Genomic DNA, 19,380 nt, shown 5'->3' on the forward strand with positions numbered 1-19,380 from the left:
GCGGGCAATCCGCTCCCCTTTTTTGCGTCACGCCGTCGCCGCCCGCAGCGGTGCCCGCGTGCCGAGGCCGAAGCCGACGATCGCGGCGCCGATTCCGACCAGCCCCAGCGTCAGGAAGGCGCCCTGCATCGATCCGGCCGCACCGGCGATGTTGCCGACGATGATCGGCGAGATCGCCTGGCCGAGGAAGAAGGCGCTCGTCCACACGCCCATGCCGCGCCCGCGATGGGCGAAGCCGAACTTGCTCTGCGACCAGGCGATCAGCGCCGGGATCGCCATGCCGGCGCCGGTCTGCTGCAGCGTCATGCCCAGCTGCATCGAGGTGACCGAACGGGCGAGGCCGATCGCGGCCAGTCCCAGACCGAGCATGCCGAGGAAGCTGGCGATCTGGACGGCGTTGTTGAAGCGCGAGACGAGGCGGAACAGGATCGATCCGACGACGATGAACAGCGCCGGGATCACCGTCAGCGTGCTCACCTGCAGCGGATCGGTGACTCCCACTTCCTTCCAGGCGATGCTGCCGTTGACGATGAACACATAGTAGAGGATCGACGCGAACAGCGTCAGCCCCGCCACCATCGCCGCCTGGCCGAACGGGAAGGGCCCCGCATCGACCTCGGCACGGGTGCCTTCCTGCGCCAGCACCTGTTCGCGCCTGGGTTCGAACAGGAAGAAGTACATCGACACGAAGATCGGGAAGGCGATCAGATAGACGAGGAAGCCGCCGTTCCAGCGCACCGCGGCGACGCTCGCGACCAGCACGAACACCGCCGGCTGCAGCATGGGGCCAACGATACCCTGCAGCATCAGCCAGTTGCGGCGGCTGCGATCCGCCCAGTAATCGGCGATCAGCGTGTTGACGACGGTGAGGATGCCCGCTTCGCAGACCCCCAGCGCCAGCCTGGTCGCGATGATCGCATCGAGGCTCTCGAGGAAGAAGGGCGCGCAGCCGGCGATACCGTAGAAGAAGGTGCAGACGAGCAGGATCCGGCGGCGGCCGAAGCGATCGCACAGCACGCCGGCAAAGGGCGCGAGCAGCGCGATCGCATAGCCGGGGGCGGTAACCATCGCCGGCACCTTGATGCCGGCATTGGGATCGTCGTGGAAATGGCCGATGATCGACGCGACCACCGGGAACATGGCGATGATCGCGAACACCGGCAGAAAGCCGGCGATGATCATCGTGAAGCCCTGCGGCTTGAGCGTCAGGTCTCCCCAGAACGCGCGAATCGCCTTCATCCTCTCTCCAATCGCTGCTGCGCCGGTTTGCCCCGCGCTTCCCTGTCCTTGCGGAATATCAAAATAGAACGTGCATTTCAAAATGAAAGTGCGTGCGCAGGGGGCGGGGCGCACCCAAAAAAATGGGCGCCGCCGGCCAGCCGGGGCGCCCGAGGAGGAGAAGCGGATGCGCTCAGGCGGCGAGCGCAAGCTCCTTGGTGTCGCGGGTGGTGGGGACGAAGGGGAGGTAGCTCACCCGCATCCGCACAGCGAAGGTGATCTTGTGGGGGCCGGCGGCGAGCCCGCCCGGCTTCAGCGCGATGATCCGCGCCTTTTCGCCGAAGTTCCAGCGATCGTCATAGACGGTCTCCATCTCGTCCAGCGTGTAGGTCTTGCCGCGCACCGAGAAGCGGATGTTCTCGCGGGCAATCTCCTCGCCGTCGACGCTGACCTGGATGTCCTCGACCATCGAAAGGCCGAGGCCGCGATAATAAGGCAGGCGTCCCAGGAACGCGAACCCCACCGTTTCGCCGCCTTCGACCACGTTCTCGAACAGGTCGGTGCAGATCATCTTGTTGTCCATCATGCGAACGCGCTCCTCAGGCTGCGATGGGGGTCTTGAGCGACGGCACGGCGGCTTCGCCGAGCAACTGGGCGAGCATCACCTGCTGCCGGCGGACCTGCTCGACCGAATCCGGCTCCTCGAAGTCCTCGATCCAGCGATTGCCCTCATATTCGGAGCAGATATAGCCGGTGTAGCCGCCCTTCCGGAGCACGGCGACGATCTCGTCATAGGGGATCGACGGTTCCACATAGTCGGCCGTCATCTCGTAGAACTTGCCGTGGATGTTGTGGATGCGGTGCATGTAATCGAGCATCCGCTTGGGCTCGAACGCGGCATTGTGGCGCATCACTTCGGCCATCGCGATCGCCGGGCCGGTGCCGCCCATCTGCTGGACGTTGAGGATGACGTACTCGGAAAGGACCCGGTCCTCGTACGCCTTCTCGATATAGTCGGCGATGTGCTTCGGCACGCCGACTCGCATGAACTTTTCCTTCCACACGCGCGGATAGGCGTGGAGGAACATGCCCATGTCGGGGAGGAAGCCGAGTGCATCGGAACCCGCCTTCTCGAAGGCTTCGGCGTGGCGGACGATCCAGGGATGGTCGAAGTGCAGCGGCGCGTGCACCTCGATCAGGATCTTGATGTTCTTTTCCTCGGCATAGGGCGCCGCGGCGACCAGCACTTCCGGCGCGATCGAGACCAGCGCGCGGATGTACTTCATGCCGAGGCGCGCGCCGAAATCGATGTCCTTCTTCACGCTGGCGACCTGCTCGTCGAACGGCATTTCGCGGCCCTTGTAGCGCTTGTAGTCGAGCATGAAGTCATGGCTGACCGGCGTGGTGCCATAGGTCTGCATCAGCCGGTGCCATTCGGCGACCGCCGCATCCTCCACCCCAACTTCGGGCCAGCCCCAGAAGCTCTGTTCGCCGATGATCTCGATGCCGTTGGCCCCCAGCTCGGCGCAGGTACGCACGCAATCTTCCAGGGACATCTTCCCCTGGAACGTCTCGTTCTGGAAACTGTAGAGGCTGACGCCCCGCTTGATGCTGCTCATCGCATTCACCTCTTCAACTTTTCGGGTGCACTTCGGTGAAGCGGGGGAGGTGGCGAGACCCGGACGGGCGGCAGGTGCCGCGCCGCTTGTAACCTCTCCCCTGGGGTCGTTCGACCCTAATTAGAATATTGATTCTTCTATCGTGATTTTCGGCCCGACGCAACGGGGCAGGACTCATTTCACCGGATAGTCCTTGGCGTCCTCCGGCAGCGGCAGCGTGACCTTGCCGGAGCCTGCCCATTCGGTGCCGCGCAGGATCAGCGACTGGAGTGGCTTGAAATGCAGCGACACCTCGTCATGGCCCAGCGTGATGGAGAATACGCGGCCCTTGCCATATTCCTGCGTCCAGACCTGGGGATGATCGGCGTCCATGCCCTGCATCGCCTTGAGCTTTTCAGGCGTATAGGCGGCGGCGGGATATTTGGGGCCGGCGAGCTTCGGATCGTAGCTGGCGGACGAATCATGCGCGGTGGCCAGCACATGGATCTTCGCGCCCGGCGCGAAGGCCATGTTGGTGTACATGTCGTCGTTGTACGTCCAGACGAACTCGCGCATGCCCTTGGTAATCGGGTCACCGCGGTCGACGATATGGACGGCGAACGCACCGGGCGGTGAGCGGCGGCTGGCACCGGGATCCATGACGGCGCCGACCAGCTCGCGATAGGCCGGCCAGTTATAGCCCCAGGTGAAGGAGGAATGGTAGGCGACGAGCCCGCCGCCCTCGCGCACATAGTCGAACAGCGCCTTCTCCGCGTCCGGCGACCAGCGATGCTCGGCCTTGTCGTCATAGACCCAGCGGCTCGAATAGTTGAGCAGCACCACGTCATAGGCCTTGAGCATGGCGAGGCTGCCATGGTCGAAATCCTCGGTCACGCGCACGTCGAACCGGCCGCTGTCGTGCATCAGCGTGCGCAGCAGGTTGTTAACGCCGGTCCAGTCGTGCTCATAGCTGTTCTGGCCGCTGATGATCAGCACCTTCAGCCGCTTTTCCTGCGGGTCCACCGGAATGGCGACGCGCTGGACGGTCTCGGGCGGGCGATAGGCGGGGTGGACGATCACCTGCGCCGCGGCGGGCAGAGCGGTGCCGACCGTCACCAGTAGGGCAGATGCGAGCGCGTGTATCTTCATGATCCCTCTCCCTTGCGTGTCTAGGCTCAGGCGGTGGCAAGGCCGCGCGGTGCCCGCGGCGCGACCGGCCAGAACAGGATGCACAGCGCCTGCAGCGACAGCAGCAGCAGCGGCGCGCCATAATAGGACCAGCGGATCGTCTGCACGGCCGCCGGGGTGACTGCCCCAGGCGCATAGGCCGCATAGGCGAGCGCATAGGCGATTGCCGCCGATCCCAGCGCCATGCCGATCTTGGTGGCGAGGCTGACCCCGGCCGAGAGCAGCCCCTCGTTGCGGCTGCCGAACTGCGCTTCGTGATAGTCGACCGATTCGGCGATCATCGTGAAAATGGCGGTGATGGTGATCGAGGTCGCCATCGACGCGGCGAGGTACAGCGCCAGGAAGGTCATCGGCGACGCCTCGGCAAAGGGCAGCAGTGCGAACAGCAACAGCGAAACGCCGAGTGCACCGAGCGACCCGCCCCGGATCCCGGTTCGTGACAGGATCGGCGGGGCCACGAACGCCGCCAGCAGCAGCATGCCCGAGATCGCCGGCAGCATCACCGAGATCATCCAGGGCCGCTTGAGCACCTCGATCGCGAAGAAGGCGGTGACCGAGAGCATCGCCCCGAACCGCACGAAATAGAGGAGCGTGAACAGGAAGCACACCCACCAGGCGCGGTTGCGCAGCATCTCCCCGATCGCGGTGGGCGCGGGCGCGGGGGCGGCATCGGCATCGCCGACATGGCGCTCGCGGCAGTTGCGGAACAGCGCGAGCATGGCGGCCAGCGCCAGCGTGCCGAACAAAAGCGCGGTGAGCAGGAAGCCCTTGCGCTCGTCGCCGCCGCCCAGCAGCCCGACCAAGGGCATCGTCGCGGCGGTGCCGACGATTACCGAGACCGAGGTGCCGATCGACCGCATAGAGCCGAGCTTGAGCCGCTGGTCGGTATCCGCGGTCATCATCGGCAGCAGCGCGGTGTAGGGGATCGAGCCGAACGACATCAGTAGCCCGAGCAGGTTGAACGTCACGAAGGCCCAGGCGAGCTGCGTGTTCACCCCGCCGGCCGGCACCAGGAAGATGGCCACGAACACCGCGGCATAGGGCACCGAGGTGAACAGGATATAGGGGCGGGCGCGGCCCCAGCGGCTGCGCGTGCGATCGAGCAGCACGCCGACGCCCAGATCGACCACCGCGTCGAACAGCCGCGCGGTGAGGAAGATCGTGCCCACGGCGGCCGCGGGCAGCCGTAGCACCACCGTATAGTAATAGAGGAGGAAGGCCCCCACCATGTTGTAGGGAAGGCTGTAGCCGAAATCGCCGAACCCGTAGCTCAGCCGCTCGACCAGCCCCAGCCGCGGTTCGCGCGGGGGCGAGGCGACCAACATGCCGCCCTCAGAGCCCGAGCGCCGCACGGGTCGCGGCCAGCGACTCGGCGGGGGGCAGGGTGGGGCGGTACTCCAGTCCGATGGCGCCGGTGTAGCCGAGGTCGCGCAGCGTCTGCATTGCCCCAGCCCAGTCGATGGTGCCGGTGCCAGGCTCGTTGCGGCCGGGCAGGTCGGCGACCTGGACATGGTGGACGAGATGGATGCGCCCGCGCAGCACCTCCGCCATATCCTCGCCCATCACCTGCGAGTGATAGACGTCGTAGAGCAGCCGCAGATGCGTGCTGCCCACGGCCTCGACCAGGTCGAGCCCCTTGGTCGTCGAGACCAGCCACATGCCGGGATGCTCGACGCGGTCGTTGAGCGGCTCGAGCACCAGCATCACGTCGGCTGCCTCCGCCAGTGCGGCAGCGCGCTTGAGCGCGGCGACGGCTGCGGCGAAATGTTCCTCCTCGCTGACGCCTTCGCGGGTGAAGCCGGAGGCAATGATCATCGGCGGCGAGCCGATCGTCTTCGCGGCGGCAAGGCTCTCCTCTACCGCCCGGGCAAATTCGTCCTGCTGTGCCGGATCGACCAGGCTGCGACGCGGATCGACACAGGCCCCGGTCAGCGTGCTGCCGGTCTCGCGCAGCGCGGCCGCCACCGATTCCAGGTTCTTGTCGCGCCACAAATGAAACTCGCCGGCCGGATAACCCGCCGCAGCCGCGGCGCGGATGCGATCGCCCATATCGGCATGCGCATCGGCAAACATCCATTCGATGCAGGGGGATAGAAGCATGGCATCTTCTCCGGACCGGCACGTCTCCTTGGCTCGGACGTGCTCCCGCCGCCGCAAGGTGGCGACGTTTCCGTATTAGAACAATGATTCTTTTTGACCGTTGTCAATGCAATTTTACGGTATTGCGAACGGCCATTCGAATCCGCTTGACAAGGATCTGCAGACGCGATTTTTTAGAACGCATATTTTACTTCAGGTGGCACAAAGCCGCCGAGAGCGGGAGAGAGATCATGAACGGCAGGACCGTGCTCGTGCTGATGGCGAGCGCCAGTGCGCTGGCGGGCGGGGTGGCGCAGGCGCAGACCGCGCCCGCCGCACCGCAGGACAATGCGCAGCTCACCGACGAGATCATCGTCACCGCGCAGAACCGCGCGCAGAGCGTCCAGAACGTGCCGATCGCGATCTCGGTGATCTCCGGCGATGCGCTGAAGGACAAGGGCGTTACCGACTTCACCTCGGTGCAGAAGGTCTCGCCCGCGCTGCAGGTGACCAACGACACCAACAATACCCGCGTCTCGGTGCGCGGCGTCGGCTCGCTGACCAACAACGAGGCGCAGGACCAGTCGATCGCGGTCAATATCGACGGCGAATATATCAACCGCCCGACCATCCTGAACGCCGCGATCTTCGACCTGGATCGCGTGGAGGTGCTGCGCGGGCCGCAGGGCACGCTGTACGGCCGCAACTCCACCGGCGGCGCGGTGAACTTCATCACCCGCAAGCCCGGCGACAGCTTCGCGGTCAACGGCACGGCCAGCTATGGCAATTTCAACCAGGTGCTGGTGGACGGCGGCGTCGATGTGCCGCTGGGCGATGTCGGCGGGGTCCGCGTCGCCGGCTTCTACCGCTCGCATGACGGCTACACCACGCATCCGAACACGCCGTTCAGCCCCACCTCGGCCTTCACGCCCAGCAAGACGGCGGAGAGCGATACCGACAATACCGGCGGCGGCCGCGTGAGCCTGCGCCTGAAGCCGGCGGCGGGCTTCACCGTCGACGCGGCGGTGGAGCATGTCGAGCAAACGCTGATCCCGGCCGCCCAGGCCTGGCAGGACATGGCCAGCGCTGCGAACAATCCGGGATCGAGCACCACCAGCTGCGCCAATGGCTGGGCGGTCGCCTATGCCGTGGCGGGCGGCGTCGGCTGCGTGCCCAAGAACACCAATACGCTATCGAAGATCGATCGCAGCAACTATGCCTCGCCGCTGATCGGCGTGGGTTCGCTTCACCAGATCTCGACCGCGGCGCGCGCCCGTATCGCCTATGATTTCGGCCCGGCGACACTGACCTATACCGGCGGCTATCGCACCACCAAGAACAATGGCGCGAACACGCTGTCGCCCGCCTTCGTCTTCACCAATTTCGGCGGGCGGGTGAAGACCCAGAGCCACGAGCTGCGCCTGAACGGCAACGTCCACGGCATCGAGTGGCAGACCGGCGCCTTCTATTTCCGCGAGAAGCAGAACACCAATGGCGGCCTGTACAGCCCGTTCATCGGCCCCAACGGCTCCTATGTGAACTATTTCCGCCATCCGACGCTTAGCGAAAGCGTGTCGGGCTTCGCGCAGGTGGAAGTGCCGCTCACCACCCAGCTCACGGCCGTCGGCGGCGCGCGCTACACGCATGACGTGCGCAGCGCCACCTTCACCAACTATTTCTTCGCGTTCAACAGTGGTCCGATCGAGCTGACCAACCAGCCCTCCGCCAGCACCCCGCTGCACTATTCGGGGAGCAAGTTCACCTGGCTGGCGGGCCTCAACTACAAGCCCAATACCGATACGCTGCTCTATGCGAAGGTCTCGACCGGCTACAAGGCGGGCGGCTTCGACGGTACCGGCAAGACGTTCAACCCGGAGAACAACACCGCGTATGAAGGCGGCGCCAAGCTGCGCTTCTCGGGCAACAACACGTTCAACGTCGCCGGCTTCTACTACGATTACAAGGACCTGCAGAACGACGTGCTGCTCAACCCGGCCGTGGGTGCGCAGACCTTCAACGCCGGGAGCGCGAAGATCTACGGCGTCGAGGCCGAGGCCAATCTCCACCCGTCGCGCGCGGACACCGTGTCGATCGCAGTGAACCTGATGCACGCCACCTATCGCAAGTTTCAGGCGAGCGTGGCGGCCTTCACCAACGGCGTCGTGCCGACGACGCCGCAGACCTTGGAGCTGGGCGGCAACCGCCTGCCGCAGGCACCGAACGCGATCGTATCGGTCGGCTGGGACCATGTGTTCGATCTGGGCGGCGCCGGCACGATCACGGCTTCGGCCTATTCGCGCTACAAGGGCAACTATTATCTCGACTTCTACAACTACAATGACTCGAAGCAGATCGGGCACACCCAGAGCGACTTCAGCCTCGAGTACAAGCCGGCGAACAAGCATTATAGCGTGCAGGCGTTCGTGCGGAACATCGAGAATTATCGCCTGATCGCCTATGCCGGCAACACCGTGGTGCCGGGGGTGGCGAACATCTACAACTGGCAGTTCACGCCGCCGCGGACCTACGGCGTTCGTCTCGGCATCGATTTCTGATCGGGCGGGGGGGGCACCTGGTGTCGCCCCGAACCCTGTACGTGTGAGAGAGGATCGAGGATGGCGGAGCGACAGGCGGCGGGGTGGAGCCGCCGCGATTTCTTCGGCGGCGCGGCATTGCTCGCGCTGGCGATGGGTGTGCCCACGGCGGTGGTCCGCTATTCCGATCTCGACCCCTCGGACGAGCCGAGCGACCGCCAGCGCGTGATGATCGCCGGCGTTTCGCAGCTGGTACTTCCCCGCACCGACACGGCCGGGGCGGGCGATATCGGCGTCGGCGATTTCGTGATCCTCGCGCTCGCCCATGGGCTGGAGGGATCCCGCACGCCCGTCGCCGCCGACGCGATGCCCAACCTCGCCAGCTACCGGCGGCGCGACGGTTCGCTGCGCCATCTCGACTGGCTGGAGACGCAGCTCGACCAGCGCGCCGCCGGCGATTTCCAGAAGGCCGACCCCGCCCGGCGGCTCGCGGCGCTCCAGGCGCTGGACGGTGAGGCCTATGCCGAGGGGGCGCGATCCCATCCCTGGCGAACGATCAAGGGCCTGATCCTTACCGGCTATTACACCTCCGAAGTCGGCGGATCGAAGGAACTCAACTACGAACTCGTGCCCGGCCGCTGGGATCCGGACCTGCCGCTCACACCGGCCATGCACGCCTGGTCCAGCGACTGGACCGCGGTGGATTTCGGCTGATGGCGGGGGAAGCGATGCAATTCGATGCGATCGTGGTGGGCTCCGGCATCACCGGCGGCTGGGCGGCCAAGGAACTGACCGAGGGAGGCCTGCGCGTGCTGATGGTCGAGCGGGGCCGCAACATCCGCCACCAGCAGGACTACGAGACCGAGACAAAGGCGCCGTGGGAAATGCCGTTCCGCGGCATCGGCGACACGGCGCGATACCGCCAGGACTATCCGGTGCAGATGCTCAACCGACATTTCACCGAGTTCACCGAAGGCCATTTCGTCAACGACCGCGAGAACCCCTACGCCACCGCGGAGGGCACCGATTTCACCTGGTTCCGCAGCTATCAGCTCGGCGGGCGGTCGCTCACCTGGGGGCGGCAATCCTATCGCTGGTCGGACTATGATTTCGGCGCCAACAAGCGCGACGGGCACGGCGTCGACTGGCCGATCCGTTATGCCGATCTCGCGCCCTGGTATGATCATGTCGAGAGCTTCATCGGTGTCTCCGGCGCAGCGGAGGGGCTGAAGCAGCTGCCCGACGGCAAGTTCCAGCCGCCGATGGCGCTGAACGTCGTCGAGCAGCATGTCCGCGGCGTGCTGGCGGAGAAATTCCCCGGCCGATGCCTGACGATCGGCCGCACCGCCAACCTCACCGAAGCAAAACCGGAGGAGGGCAGGGCCCACTGCCAGTATCGCAGCATCTGCGCGCGCGGCTGCTCCTACGGCGCCTATTTCTCCACCCAGTCCTCGACGCTGCCCGCCGCGCAGAAGACCGGCCGGCTGACGCTGGTGACCGACGCGGTGGTGGAGAAGATCGACTATGATCCCGTCACCCGGCGCGTCACCGGGGTGCGCTGGATCGATACCGCCTCGAACCGGCGGCGCTCGGCATCGGCACGGATCGTGTTCCTCAATGCCGGTGCGTTCAACTCGGTGCACCTCCTGCTCAACTCGGCGAGCGAGGCGATGCCGCACGGCCTGGCGAACGCAAGCGGCGTGCTCGGCACCCACATCATGGACCATGCCAATACGCTGTCGGCGATGGCGATCATGCCGGGGTTCGAGGCGCACACCAGCTTCGGCAATCGCCCGACCGGCGTCATCGTGCCCCGCTACCGCAACATGGACGTGATGGACGGCACCGGCCACACCCGCGGCTTCTCGTTCCAGGGCGGCGCGCTGCAATCGACCTGGACGGCGGGCAAGCGCGAGGCCGGCATCGGCGCGGACTACAAGGCGAAGCTGCGCCAGGTCGGCCCGTGGAAGATGGTGCTGGTCGGCTTTGCCGATTGCGTGCCCCGCGCGACCAACCGGCTGAGCCTCGATCCGGTCAAGACCGACGATCGCGGCATCCCCCAGCTCAACGTGGCCTTCGGCTTCGGCAAGGAGGAGCAGGCCGCCCTTGCCCAGGCGAAGGCCGATGCTTCCGAGATGCTCACCGCCGCCGGGGGGCATGTGATCCTCGGCTTCGACCGGCCGGGGCCGGGCGGCACCGCGATCCACGAGATGGGCGGCGCGCGGATGGGCTGGGATCCGGCCACCTCGGTGCTCAACCGGTTCAGCCAGGCGCATGCCATTTCCAATCTCTTCGTCACCGATGGCGCGCAGATGAGTTCGTCGGCCTGCCAGAACCCGTCGCTCACCTATATGGCGCTCACCGCGCGGGCCTGTTCCTACGCCGTCGAGCAGCTGCGTGCCGGCAAGCTCTGATCCTGCCCATCTGAGCGATCGGCAGAAGAGCCTCGCTTTCTTCACGCTGATCATCGCATTGGTGCTGGAGATCGTCGACGTGACGATCGTCAACACCGCGCTCCCCTCGATCCAGGCCGAGTTCGGCGGGTCGGGCGCCTTCGCCCAGTGGGTGGTGGCGGGCTATGTGCTGCCCTATGCGCTGCTGCTGATGCTCTCCGGCCGGCTGGGCGACCTGTTCGGCAGTCGGACGCTCTTCCTGATCGGCGTGGGTGGCTTCACCGCCGCATCGATCGGCTGTGGCCTCGCGGCGGGCGGCACCCTGCTGATCGTCGCGCGGGTGCTGCAGGGGGCGGCGGGGGCGTTGATGGCGCCGCAGGTGCTGGCGGTGATCCAGCAGCTCTATACGCCGGTCGAGCGGATCGGGCGGCTTGCCTGGTTCGGCGTGATCGGCGGCCTCTCGTCGATCGCCGGGCCGATTCTGGGCGGTTTCCTGATCGCCGCGGACATTGGCGGGCTCGGCTGGCGCACGGTGTTCCTGATCAACGGGCCGATCGGCCTTGTCGCGCTGCTTGCCGGCTGGTGGCTGCTGCCGCGCAGCCGCGGCAATGCCGCGACCCGCATCGACCTGCTCGGCACCCTCGGCTTCGGCGCTGCCCTGCTGGCGTTGCTGTTCCCGCTGTTGCAGGCGGAGAAGGGGGGCCTGCAGGGGGCGTCGCTCGCGCTGTTGATCGCGGGTGTCCCGTTGCTGTTCGGGGCATGGCTGGGCCTGCGACGGCGGGCGGCGCGGGGAGGCGCCGTGCTGTTTCCGCCGCATCTGATTGCCAACCGCGTGTTTCGCGTCGGCATCCTGTTGCTCTTGCTGTTCTCGGCCGCAAACACCGGCTTCCTGTTCCTGTTCGCCTATGCGCTGCAGCGGATCGCGCACTTCTCGCCGTTCGAAACCGGGCTGATCCACATGCCGTTCAGCGTCGGGGTCATGCTCGGAATGGGCGTCATCGGCCGCCGCCTGGCGCGGCGCGCGGAAAAATGGATCCTGGTTGTCGGTTATGGCCTGCTGGCGCTCTGCGCGACGGCATCGCTCGCCTGGATCGAAGTCGGCGGCTTGCCGCTGGGCCTGTTGTTGCCGACGCTGCTGGCAGCAGGCGTCGGCATGGGAATGAGCAGCGGACCCGCCACGCCGCTGATCCTGGCGCGGGTCGACCGCGCGGATGCCGGTGCGGCCAGCGGGATCGTCAAGACCGTGCAGCAAATGGGAGGAGTGGCCGGCATCGCGCTGGTAGGCGCCGCCTTTTTCGGGCTGGCGGACTCCCGCAGCCTTGTCCCCTCCGCAGCGATTATCCTTGCATTGCTGGCTGCCGGGGCCGCGCTGGCAGCGCGACTGCCTGCCCGCATCTACTCCGCCTGAAGCGCTTCCTTGAGTTCGACGCGATTACCGTCGGGATCGCGAAGATACAGCGATCGCCCGGTGCCCTGCGCGCCATAACGCTGCGCAATCGGCGGCTCGGTGCGTACGCCTCGTTGCGCGAGGTGCGCGAGAAGTGCCGCCTCATCGAACGGCGCGATCTGCAGGCAGAAATGGTCGACATTGTCGCCAGCCGATGCGCCTCCTTCGTGGCGGACGAGATCGAGCATCGCCGTGCCCGCTCGCAGGTGCACGAGATCATATTCCGGGCGTCGCCGATCGACCGTGCAGCCGATGACGTCGCAATAGAAGTTGATGCTCCGCTCGATGTCAGCGACCCGCAGCACGAGGTGATCAAGCGCCCGGAGGTGGAAGGGGGCGTCAGCTTCATCGGACATGGTGGCTCTCCCGGGCTGAAAGGCTATGGACCAGTGCTCCAGCCGACTAGTGTCTGTTGGGGAACGTTGCGCCAAGCTGTGAAACCGCAACCGGCAAGCGCGGGCGCCAAAGGCACGTCCCCTGCGCGACGAAGCCCTTGTGGACCCAGTGCCCGTAGAATGGATGGCAATCCCCGCTGGTCGGGAACTCGCGCGCGCGCGGCGACAGCGTTGGGCACTCAGAGCATTGACAAATTCGGCTTCCAACACATTCGCGCCGAGGTCGCGTGCATCGTGTGCAGTCCTCTGAAGCCCGGATCAGCGTCGGGTGAGGGTGGACCAATCCAGCGCGAACCGCGCCAGATATTTTCGCAGCCGATCGGCATCATTGGCGGATGTTCTGCGTGTCCGGGATGCGGCGAACAACGTCCGCCCGGCCTCGGAGAGCGAGCGGCTCCGGCGGCAGGTATCCACCACCGCGGCGAGCTGCACGCGGTCGAAGGGGTCGATTTCTGCTAGCGCCGCCGGCGTCAGCACCTCTGCCAGAATGTCGTCTTCGTTCTGATCCCGCCCGGACCACAGGCGCCCGAGCCGGTGGAGCTCCGCTTGGACGGTGTCGGTGTCGATCCGCCCCTTGGGGCTCAGCGTGGCCATGCGGGTGACGCTTGCGGCAAGGTCGCGGAAATTGCCCGGCCAATGCGCATCCGGAGCGGTGGCGAAGCTTAGGTAGCGCTGGCGGGCTTCCTTGTTGAAACTCACCCGATTGCCCTCGCGCTCGGCGTGGCGATCGAGTTCGTAATCGAGATTGGGTTCGATGTCCTCTCGGCGGTCGGCGAGGCCCGGCAGCTGGAAGGTCCACAGGTTGAGCCGGGCATAGAGATCGTCGCGGAAGCTGCCCGCGGCCACGGCACTACCAAGGTCGCGGTTGGTGCCGGCGATCAGCTGAAAGTCCGACGCCGCCTCGCGATCCGAGCCGACGGGAAGGAAGCGCTTGTCCTCGATCGCGCGCAGGATCATCGCCTGTTCGTCGACACCCAGTTCGCCGATCTCGTCGAGGAACAGCATGCCCTTGTCGGCGGCGCGGAGCAGCCCCGGCCGATCCGCGACCGCGCCGGTGAACGCGCCCTTGCGGTGCCCGAACAGCGCAGACATCGCGCTGTCGCCTTTCAACGTCGCGCAGTTCACCTCGACGAACGGACCGGCGATCTGGTGCTTCAGCCGCTTCAGTTCGTAGATCCGCCGCGCCAGCTGGCTCTTGCCCGCGCCGGTGGGGCCGGTGAGCAGGATGGGTGCCTTGGAGCGCGATGCCACCTGCTCGATCTCGTCGATCATCCGGTTGAAGGCGGGGTTGCGCGTGTCGATGCCCGATTTGAGGAACGACGTGCTCTCCTGCGCGGCGACGGCGAAGCGCGTGGCGATGCTGTCGTAGCGCGACAGGTCGAGATCGATCGTGGTCCAGCGCCCCGGCGCGCCGCCATCCTCGCCGCGCCTGGCGGGCTGGGTCTGGAGCAGCCGGCCCGGGAGATAGCGCGCTTCAGTGAGCAGGAAGAGGCAGATCTGCGCGACGTGCGTGCCGGTGGTGATATGGACGAGATAGTCCTCCGCCTCGGGGTCGAACGGCTCGGCCCGCGCGAAGTCCAGCAGCTTGCCGTACACCTCCTCGAAATCCCACGCGTCGCGGAAATCGAGCACGCGCAGATCGACCGTCGTTTCGGGCGACACCGAGACCACATCTTCCGCGACATACTCCGCCAGCCGCCGATGCTGCGAGCCGTGGATCAGGATCAGTCGGTCGATCCGCAGATCCTCGTGCATGGCCAGCGCAACGGTGGGGCGCCATTTGCTCCAGCGGGAGGGGCCGAACTTGCTCGCATCGAGGGTGGAGCCAAGAAAGCCTATAACGGTGAGCGGTTTCATGCTTATCCTGTAGGATAAAAAGCGATCCCATGCGATCTAAATTGGCTAACATAACCTCGGCAGGAAATTTCCTGCCGGTGGCGCTGGAGACGCAAAAAAGTCCACTCTTTGAACGAGATGGGAAATATCCTCGGCCTTCGCATCACAACTTGGCACGCCTTCTGCAAAGTAGATGGCATCGGATCGGGCGCTTCCTGGATCCGATGGTGCGGAAGAACGGGGCGGCCGGAATGGGCTGGCCGCCCCAGGATCCGCAGGAAGGATCGAAAGCAATGGCAAACAAGGGTCTTTTCGCCTCGGCGATCGCGAAGCTGCTTCCGGCGGCCGATACGCGCAACCATGAAGGCGCCCCGGCCTATGCCTATGGCCCGCAGGCGAAGCTCGCCCAGTTGGCCGTGACCGGCACACTCAGCGAAACCTTCTACGCAACCGCCGAGGCGCAGCTTTCCGACGCGATCGCCGCCGCCCAGGCGTGCGATCCGGGCTTCGTCGCCAAGGCGGCGGTCTATGCCCGCCGTTCGGGTGCGATGAAGGACATGCCGGCGCTGCTCGCGGCCTATCTCACCGTGGCCGATCCGGACCTGGCGGTGCGCGTCTTCGGGCGCGTCATCGACACCGGCCGGATGCTCCGCAGCTATGTTCAGATCCTGCGCTCGGGCCAGGTCGGGCGGACGTCGCTCGGCTCGCGGCCCAAGCGGCTGGTGCAGGGCTGGCTGGAACGCGCCTCGATGCGCGACCTGATGGCCGCGGCGACGGGCCGCGATCCCAGCCTGGCGGACATCGTCAAGATGGTGCACCCCAAGCCGGTCGATGCCGAACGGCGCGCCTTTTACGGCTGGCTGATCGGCAAGCCCTATGATGTCGGTGCACTGCCGGCGGAGATCGCCGCGTTCGAGGCGTGGAAGGCGGATCCTTCGCAGCCGCTGCCGCCGGTGCCGCTCCAATGGCTGACCGCCTTCGCGCTGTCGGCCGAACAATGGGGCGAACTCGCCGGTTCGATGGGCTGGCAGGCGCTGCGGATGAACCTCAACACGCTGGCGCGCAAGGGCGCGTTCGACGTGGAAGGCGTGACGGCGCGGGTGGCCGAACGGCTGCGCGATCCGGCTGCGATCGCCCGGGCCAAGCCGATGCCGTACCAGCTCCAGATGGCGCTGGCGGCGGCGGACGAGACCGTGCCGCTCACTGTCCAGGCAGCGCTGGAAGATGCGCTCGAGCAATCGCTGGCCCGCGTGCCGGCGGTGGCGGGCCGGGTGGTCGTCTGCCCCGACGTGTCGGGGTCGATGGCCTCGCCGGCGACGGGGGTTCGCAAGGGTGCTTCGTCAAAGGTGCGCTGCATCGATGTCGCGGCCTTGGTCGCGGCGGCGATGTTGCGGACCAACCGTGATGCCCGGGTGCTGCCGTTCGAACAGGGCGTGGTAAAGCTCAAGCTCGATCCCAAGGCGCGCGTCGCGGTGAATGCCGCGAAGCTCGCCGCGGTGGGCGGGGGCGGCACCAATGTCTCGGCGCCGCTTTCCCTGCTCAACATGCTCCGCGAGAAGGTCGATCTGATCGTAATCGTCTCGGACAACGAGTCCTGGGTCGATGCGACGCGGAGCGGTGCCACGGCGACGCTGCGTGAATGGGATCGGCTGAAGCAGCGCTGCCCGGGGGCGAAGCTCGTCTGCGTCGACATCGCGCCGTACGGCACGACCCAGGCGCAGAGCCGGGCGGACATCCTCAATATCGGGGGCTTCTCCGATGCGGTGTTCGACGGGATCGCGCGCTTCGCCGCCGGCGAGACGCGCGACTGGGTGGGCATCGTCGAGGCAGTGGAGGTATAACGAACAGGGTCGTGGCGAATGCTGGCGGGACTACATGTCTCTCCAGGAGGCCCGACGAGTAAAGCGCCCGCGCAAACGGGAGATGCGGGTTCGAACCCCGCCGCCGACACGTAGCTTAAGGGCCGCGTCCCGCCGCTCTCGTCGCCACGACCCGGACCAAACAGCACGGCGAATGCCGGGAAGGACTACATTGTCACTGCGGGTGTCGCGGGTTCGAATCCCGCCTGTGCCGAAGGGCGCAGTAGCTCAGCGGTTAGAGCACCGGCCCTTCGGGGCAGTCTTTTCCAATCTTCGTCGCCGTGACCAGAAACAGGCTGGCAAATGCCGGCGGGACTACATCGGTACAGGAGGTTCGAATCCTCCCCGGAGCCTTCCGGAGGTCTCGCTACCCCTTGTTGCCAGCACCGAACACAACAGCCGGCGAATGCCGGCGGGACTACAGGTCAGAGCGCCCGCGGCGACGCGGGAGGTCGGCGGTCCGACTCCGCCTCCGGGCAACCGGATAGCTCAGGGAAATGTCTCGCCACGCCTCGTCGTCGGCACCAGAAGAACATCAAGGAGGTCAACATGACCACGACCTATGAGTACCAGCATGTCGAAGGCGGCGTGCCGATCAAGATGTGGACGCGCGGGGTGCCGGTGGAAGACGGCGCGCGCGCCCAGCTCACCCGCGCGGCGCAGATGCCGTTCGTGTTCAAACATGTCGCGGCAATGCCCGACGTGCATGTCGGCATCGGCGCGACCGTCGGCTCGGTGATCCCGACCAAGGGCGCGGTGATCCCGGCGGCGGTGGGCGTCGATATCGGCTGCGGCATGATGGCCGCGCGCACCTCGCTGATGGCCAGCGACCTGCCGGACAATCTGGAGGGTATCCGTTCGGCGATCGAGCAGGCGGTGCCGCACGGCCGCTCGGTCGGCCGGGGGCAGCGCGACCACGGTTCGTGGGGCGCGCCGCCGTCGGCGATCGTCGAGGCGTGGGCGACGCTTGCTGCTCGCTTCCAGCGGATCACCGACAAGTTCCCGCGGCTGAAGAACACCAACAATGTCAGCCATCTGGGCACGCTCGGCACGGGCAACCACTTCATCGAGCTGTGCCTGGACCAGGAACAGCGGGTGTGGGTGATGCTGCATTCGGGCTCGCGCGGCGTCGGCAATGCGATCGGCACCTTCTTCATCGAGCTGGCGAAGCAGGACATGCGCAAATGGCACATCAACCTGGCCGATCAGGACCTCGCCTATTTCCCGGAAGGGACCGACCATTTCGACGATTATGTCGAGGCGGTCGGCTGGGCGCAGGACTATGCCGCGCTCAACCGGCAGATGATGATGACCAACGTCATCGCCGCCCTGCGCGGGCAGATCGCCAAGCCGTTCGAGGCAGAGCTGGAGGCGGTGAACTGCCACCACAACTATGTGACGCGCGAGAACCATTTCGGCGAGAATGTGCTCGTCACCCGCAAGGGGGCGGTGCGCGCGGCCAAGGGTGTGCTGGGGATCATCCCGGGATCGATGGGCGCCAAGTCGTTTATCGTGCGCGGGCTGGGCAACCCGGAATCGTTCGACAGCTGCAGCCACGGCGCGGGGCGGGTGATGTCGCGCACTGCGGCCAAGAAGCTGGTGACGCTCGACGAGCATATCGCCGACACGGCGGGCGTCGCCTGCCGCAAGGACGAAGGCGTGATCGACGAGACGCCCAGGGCCTACAAGCCGATCGAAGCCGTGATGGCCGCCCAGGCTGATCTGGTGGAGATCGTCCACACCTTGAAGCAGGTGGTGTGCGTGAAGGGGTAACCCTTCGCGCACACCGCTAAGGACAAGAAGAATTCCCATGATCATCATCGACGGATCGGAAGGCGAGGGCGGCGGGCAGGTGGTGCGCAATGCGTGCGCGCTGTCGCTCGTCACCGGCCAGCCCTTCCGCATCACCAATGCGCGCGGTAAGCGCGAGAAGCCGGGGCTGATGCGCCAGCACGTCACCGCGATCGAGGCGGCGTGCACGATCGGCGGGGCGACTTGCGAGGGCGTGGCGGTGGGTGCGACCGACTTCAGCTTCGCGCCCGGTAAGGTCGTACCGGGCGAATACAAGTTCGCGGTCGGTACCGCGGGCAGCACCGGGCTGGTGCTCCAGACGCTGCTGATGCCGCTGCTGCTCGCGGACGCGCCGTCGCGGCTCGTGCTTGAGGGCGGCACGCACAACATGCTGGCACCGCCGTTCGAGTTCGTCGCCAAGGCGTTCGCACCGGTGCTCCGGCGGATGGGCGCGCAGATCGACCTGCGGCTGGTGCGCCACGGCTTCTATCCGCGTGGCGGCGGCAGGATCGAGGTGGATATCGTGCCGGGGACGCTGAGCCCGATCGACTGCATCGATCGCGGCGCGCTCCGCTCGGTCTCGGCCACGGCGCTGTTCGCGGGGTTGCCGTTCGCCATCGCCGAGCGCGAACTCACGACGGCGCGGCGGTTTTTGCCGGAATGGCCGGAGGAAGCATTTGCCGCGCGCCAGCTTCCCGAGGAGCAGGGGCCGGGCAACGTGTTGCTGCTGGAGGCGGCGTTCGACCATGCGACCGAGATCGTCAGCGGGTTCGGCCGGCTCGGCGTTTCGGCGGAATCGCTCGCCAAGACGGCGGCGCATCGTATGGCCGGGTTCCTGGCGTCGGAGGCGTTTGCGGGGCCCTATTTGGCGGACCAGCTGTTGCTGCCGTTTGCGCTCGCGGGCGGCGGCAGCTTCACCACGGTGAAGCCCAGCCAGCACGCGCTGACCGCGTGCGACATCATCGAGCGCTTCACCGGCCAGCGCTGGACGTTCGACCAGCAGGCGGATGGCTGCCACCTTGCAGCCTTGCGCTGAGCGGTC

15 protein-coding genes are annotated in these 19,380 nt (G+C 66.4%); 7 read left to right on the plus strand and 8 right to left on the minus strand.

The features are described from left to right. Positions 1 to 27: 27 nt before the first annotated feature. The 6 genes from OIM94_RS02195 to OIM94_RS02220 all read right to left on the minus strand — a co-directional run bounded on the left by OIM94_RS02195 (position 28) and on the right by OIM94_RS02220 (position 6,104). The gene (locus OIM94_RS02195; RefSeq protein WP_264608501.1) at positions 28 to 1,239 is read right to left on the minus strand and encodes an MFS transporter; all 1,212 of its coding nucleotides are present in this window, start codon (positions 1,237 to 1,239) and stop codon (positions 28 to 30) included. A gap of 172 nt (positions 1,240 to 1,411) precedes the next feature. Further along, positions 1,412 to 1,804 carry a DUF6379 domain-containing protein gene (locus OIM94_RS02200; RefSeq protein ID WP_264608502.1) on the minus strand — a complete coding sequence of 131 codons (393 nt, stop codon included), beginning with the start codon at positions 1,802 to 1,804 and terminating at the stop codon, positions 1,412 to 1,414. A 13-nt stretch (positions 1,805 to 1,817) separates the two neighbouring features. Next, on the minus strand, positions 1,818 to 2,837 hold the full coding sequence (locus OIM94_RS02205) for a sugar phosphate isomerase/epimerase family protein (protein ID WP_264608503.1): 1,020 nt from the start codon (positions 2,835 to 2,837) through the stop codon (positions 1,818 to 1,820). 174 nt (positions 2,838 to 3,011) lie between these two features. After that, positions 3,012 to 3,965 (minus strand): ThuA domain-containing protein, encoded by a 954-nt coding sequence (locus OIM94_RS02210; RefSeq protein WP_264608504.1) that lies wholly within the window; start codon positions 3,963 to 3,965, stop codon positions 3,012 to 3,014. A 26-nt stretch (positions 3,966 to 3,991) separates the two neighbouring features. After that, entirely contained in the window at positions 3,992 to 5,329 is a 1,338-nt protein-coding gene (locus OIM94_RS02215; RefSeq protein WP_264608505.1) for an MFS transporter, read from the minus strand. A gap of 7 nt (positions 5,330 to 5,336) precedes the next feature. After that, complete coding sequence (locus tag OIM94_RS02220) at positions 5,337 to 6,104, minus strand: TIM barrel protein (RefSeq protein ID WP_264608506.1); 768 nt, start codon at positions 6,102 to 6,104, stop codon at positions 5,337 to 5,339. Positions 6,105 to 6,334: 230 nt separating this feature from the next. Between OIM94_RS02220 and OIM94_RS02225 the strand changes: the two genes are divergently transcribed. Genes OIM94_RS02225 through OIM94_RS02240 form a run of 4 tightly spaced genes read left to right on the plus strand, consistent with a single transcriptional unit; the run spans position 6,335 to position 12,418 of the window. After that, positions 6,335 to 8,638, plus strand: a complete 2,304-nt coding sequence (locus OIM94_RS02225; RefSeq protein ID WP_264608507.1) for a TonB-dependent receptor — start codon at positions 6,335 to 6,337, stop codon at positions 8,636 to 8,638. A 60-nt stretch (positions 8,639 to 8,698) separates the two neighbouring features. Next, positions 8,699 to 9,331 (plus strand): gluconate 2-dehydrogenase subunit 3 family protein, encoded by a 633-nt coding sequence (locus OIM94_RS02230; RefSeq protein WP_264608508.1) that lies wholly within the window; start codon positions 8,699 to 8,701, stop codon positions 9,329 to 9,331. Positions 9,332 to 9,345: 14 nt separating this feature from the next. After that, on the plus strand, positions 9,346 to 11,031 hold the full coding sequence (locus OIM94_RS02235) for a GMC oxidoreductase (RefSeq protein ID WP_413716411.1): 1,686 nt from the start codon (positions 9,346 to 9,348) through the stop codon (positions 11,029 to 11,031). Beyond that, positions 11,015 to 12,418: an MFS transporter gene (locus OIM94_RS02240; protein ID WP_264608510.1), complete on the plus strand. Its 1,404-nt coding sequence runs from the start codon at positions 11,015 to 11,017 to the stop codon at positions 12,416 to 12,418. Before OIM94_RS02235 ends, OIM94_RS02240 begins: the two co-directional genes overlap by 17 nt. Here the strand turns inward: OIM94_RS02240 and OIM94_RS02245 are convergent. Next, positions 12,406 to 12,813, minus strand: coding sequence for a VOC family protein (locus tag OIM94_RS02245; protein WP_264608511.1), 408 nt, complete (start codon positions 12,811 to 12,813; stop codon positions 12,406 to 12,408). The genes OIM94_RS02240 and OIM94_RS02245 overlap by 13 nt on opposite strands. A gap of 297 nt (positions 12,814 to 13,110) precedes the next feature. After that, positions 13,111 to 14,709, minus strand: coding sequence for an RNA repair transcriptional activator RtcR (gene rtcR, locus OIM94_RS02250; RefSeq protein ID WP_264608512.1), 1,599 nt, complete (start codon positions 14,707 to 14,709; stop codon positions 13,111 to 13,113). Positions 14,710 to 14,981: 272 nt separating this feature from the next. Here rtcR and OIM94_RS02255 point away from each other — a divergent pair, with 272 nt between their 5' ends. The 3 genes from OIM94_RS02255 to rtcA all read left to right on the plus strand — a co-directional run bounded on the left by OIM94_RS02255 (position 14,982) and on the right by rtcA (position 19,374). Further along, positions 14,982 to 16,529 carry a vWA domain-containing protein gene (locus tag OIM94_RS02255; protein ID WP_264608513.1) on the plus strand — a complete coding sequence of 516 codons (1,548 nt, stop codon included), beginning with the start codon at positions 14,982 to 14,984 and terminating at the stop codon, positions 16,527 to 16,529. A gap of 567 nt (positions 16,530 to 17,096) precedes the next feature. Beyond that, positions 17,097 to 18,320 carry an RtcB family protein gene (locus OIM94_RS02260; protein ID WP_264608514.1) on the plus strand — a complete coding sequence of 408 codons (1,224 nt, stop codon included), beginning with the start codon at positions 17,097 to 17,099 and terminating at the stop codon, positions 18,318 to 18,320. A 37-nt stretch (positions 18,321 to 18,357) separates the two neighbouring features. Continuing rightward, positions 18,358 to 19,374, plus strand: a complete 1,017-nt coding sequence (gene rtcA / locus OIM94_RS02265; RefSeq protein WP_264608515.1) for an RNA 3'-terminal phosphate cyclase — start codon at positions 18,358 to 18,360, stop codon at positions 19,372 to 19,374. Positions 19,375 to 19,380: the final 6 nt, after the last annotated feature.

The sequence above is a fragment of the Sphingomonas sp. R1 genome, from assembly GCF_025960285.1.
Taxonomy (GTDB): domain Bacteria; phylum Pseudomonadota; class Alphaproteobacteria; order Sphingomonadales; family Sphingomonadaceae; genus Sphingomonas.

What these genes read in the sequence shown, in the direction of transcription:
- OIM94_RS02195 (WP_264608501.1), bottom strand. Translation starts at nt 1,239, where the DNA reads ATGAAGGCGATTCGCGCGTTCTGGGGAGACCTGACGCTCAAGCCGCAG.
- OIM94_RS02200 (WP_264608502.1), bottom strand. Translation starts at nt 1,804, where the DNA reads ATGATGGACAACAAGATGATCTGCACCGACCTGTTCGAGAACGTGGTC.
- OIM94_RS02205 (WP_264608503.1), bottom strand. Translation starts at nt 2,837, where the DNA reads ATGAGCAGCATCAAGCGGGGCGTCAGCCTCTACAGTTTCCAGAACGAG.
- OIM94_RS02210 (WP_264608504.1), bottom strand. Translation starts at nt 3,965, where the DNA reads ATGAAGATACACGCGCTCGCATCTGCCCTACTGGTGACGGTCGGCACC.
- OIM94_RS02215 (WP_264608505.1), bottom strand. Translation starts at nt 5,329, where the DNA reads ATGTTGGTCGCCTCGCCCCCGCGCGAACCGCGGCTGGGGCTGGTCGAG.
- OIM94_RS02220 (WP_264608506.1), bottom strand. Translation starts at nt 6,104, where the DNA reads ATGCTTCTATCCCCCTGCATCGAATGGATGTTTGCCGATGCGCATGCC.
- OIM94_RS02225 (WP_264608507.1), top strand. Translation starts at nt 6,335, where the DNA reads ATGAACGGCAGGACCGTGCTCGTGCTGATGGCGAGCGCCAGTGCGCTG.
- OIM94_RS02230 (WP_264608508.1), top strand. Translation starts at nt 8,699, where the DNA reads ATGGCGGAGCGACAGGCGGCGGGGTGGAGCCGCCGCGATTTCTTCGGC.
- OIM94_RS02235 (WP_413716411.1), top strand. Translation starts at nt 9,346, where the DNA reads ATGCAATTCGATGCGATCGTGGTGGGCTCCGGCATCACCGGCGGCTGG.
- OIM94_RS02245 (WP_264608511.1), bottom strand. Translation starts at nt 12,813, where the DNA reads ATGTCCGATGAAGCTGACGCCCCCTTCCACCTCCGGGCGCTTGATCAC.
- rtcR (WP_264608512.1), bottom strand. Translation starts at nt 14,709, where the DNA reads ATGAAACCGCTCACCGTTATAGGCTTTCTTGGCTCCACCCTCGATGCG.
- OIM94_RS02255 (WP_264608513.1), top strand. Translation starts at nt 14,982, where the DNA reads ATGGCAAACAAGGGTCTTTTCGCCTCGGCGATCGCGAAGCTGCTTCCG.
- OIM94_RS02260 (WP_264608514.1), top strand. Translation starts at nt 17,097, where the DNA reads ATGACCACGACCTATGAGTACCAGCATGTCGAAGGCGGCGTGCCGATC.
- rtcA (WP_264608515.1), top strand. Translation starts at nt 18,358, where the DNA reads ATGATCATCATCGACGGATCGGAAGGCGAGGGCGGCGGGCAGGTGGTG.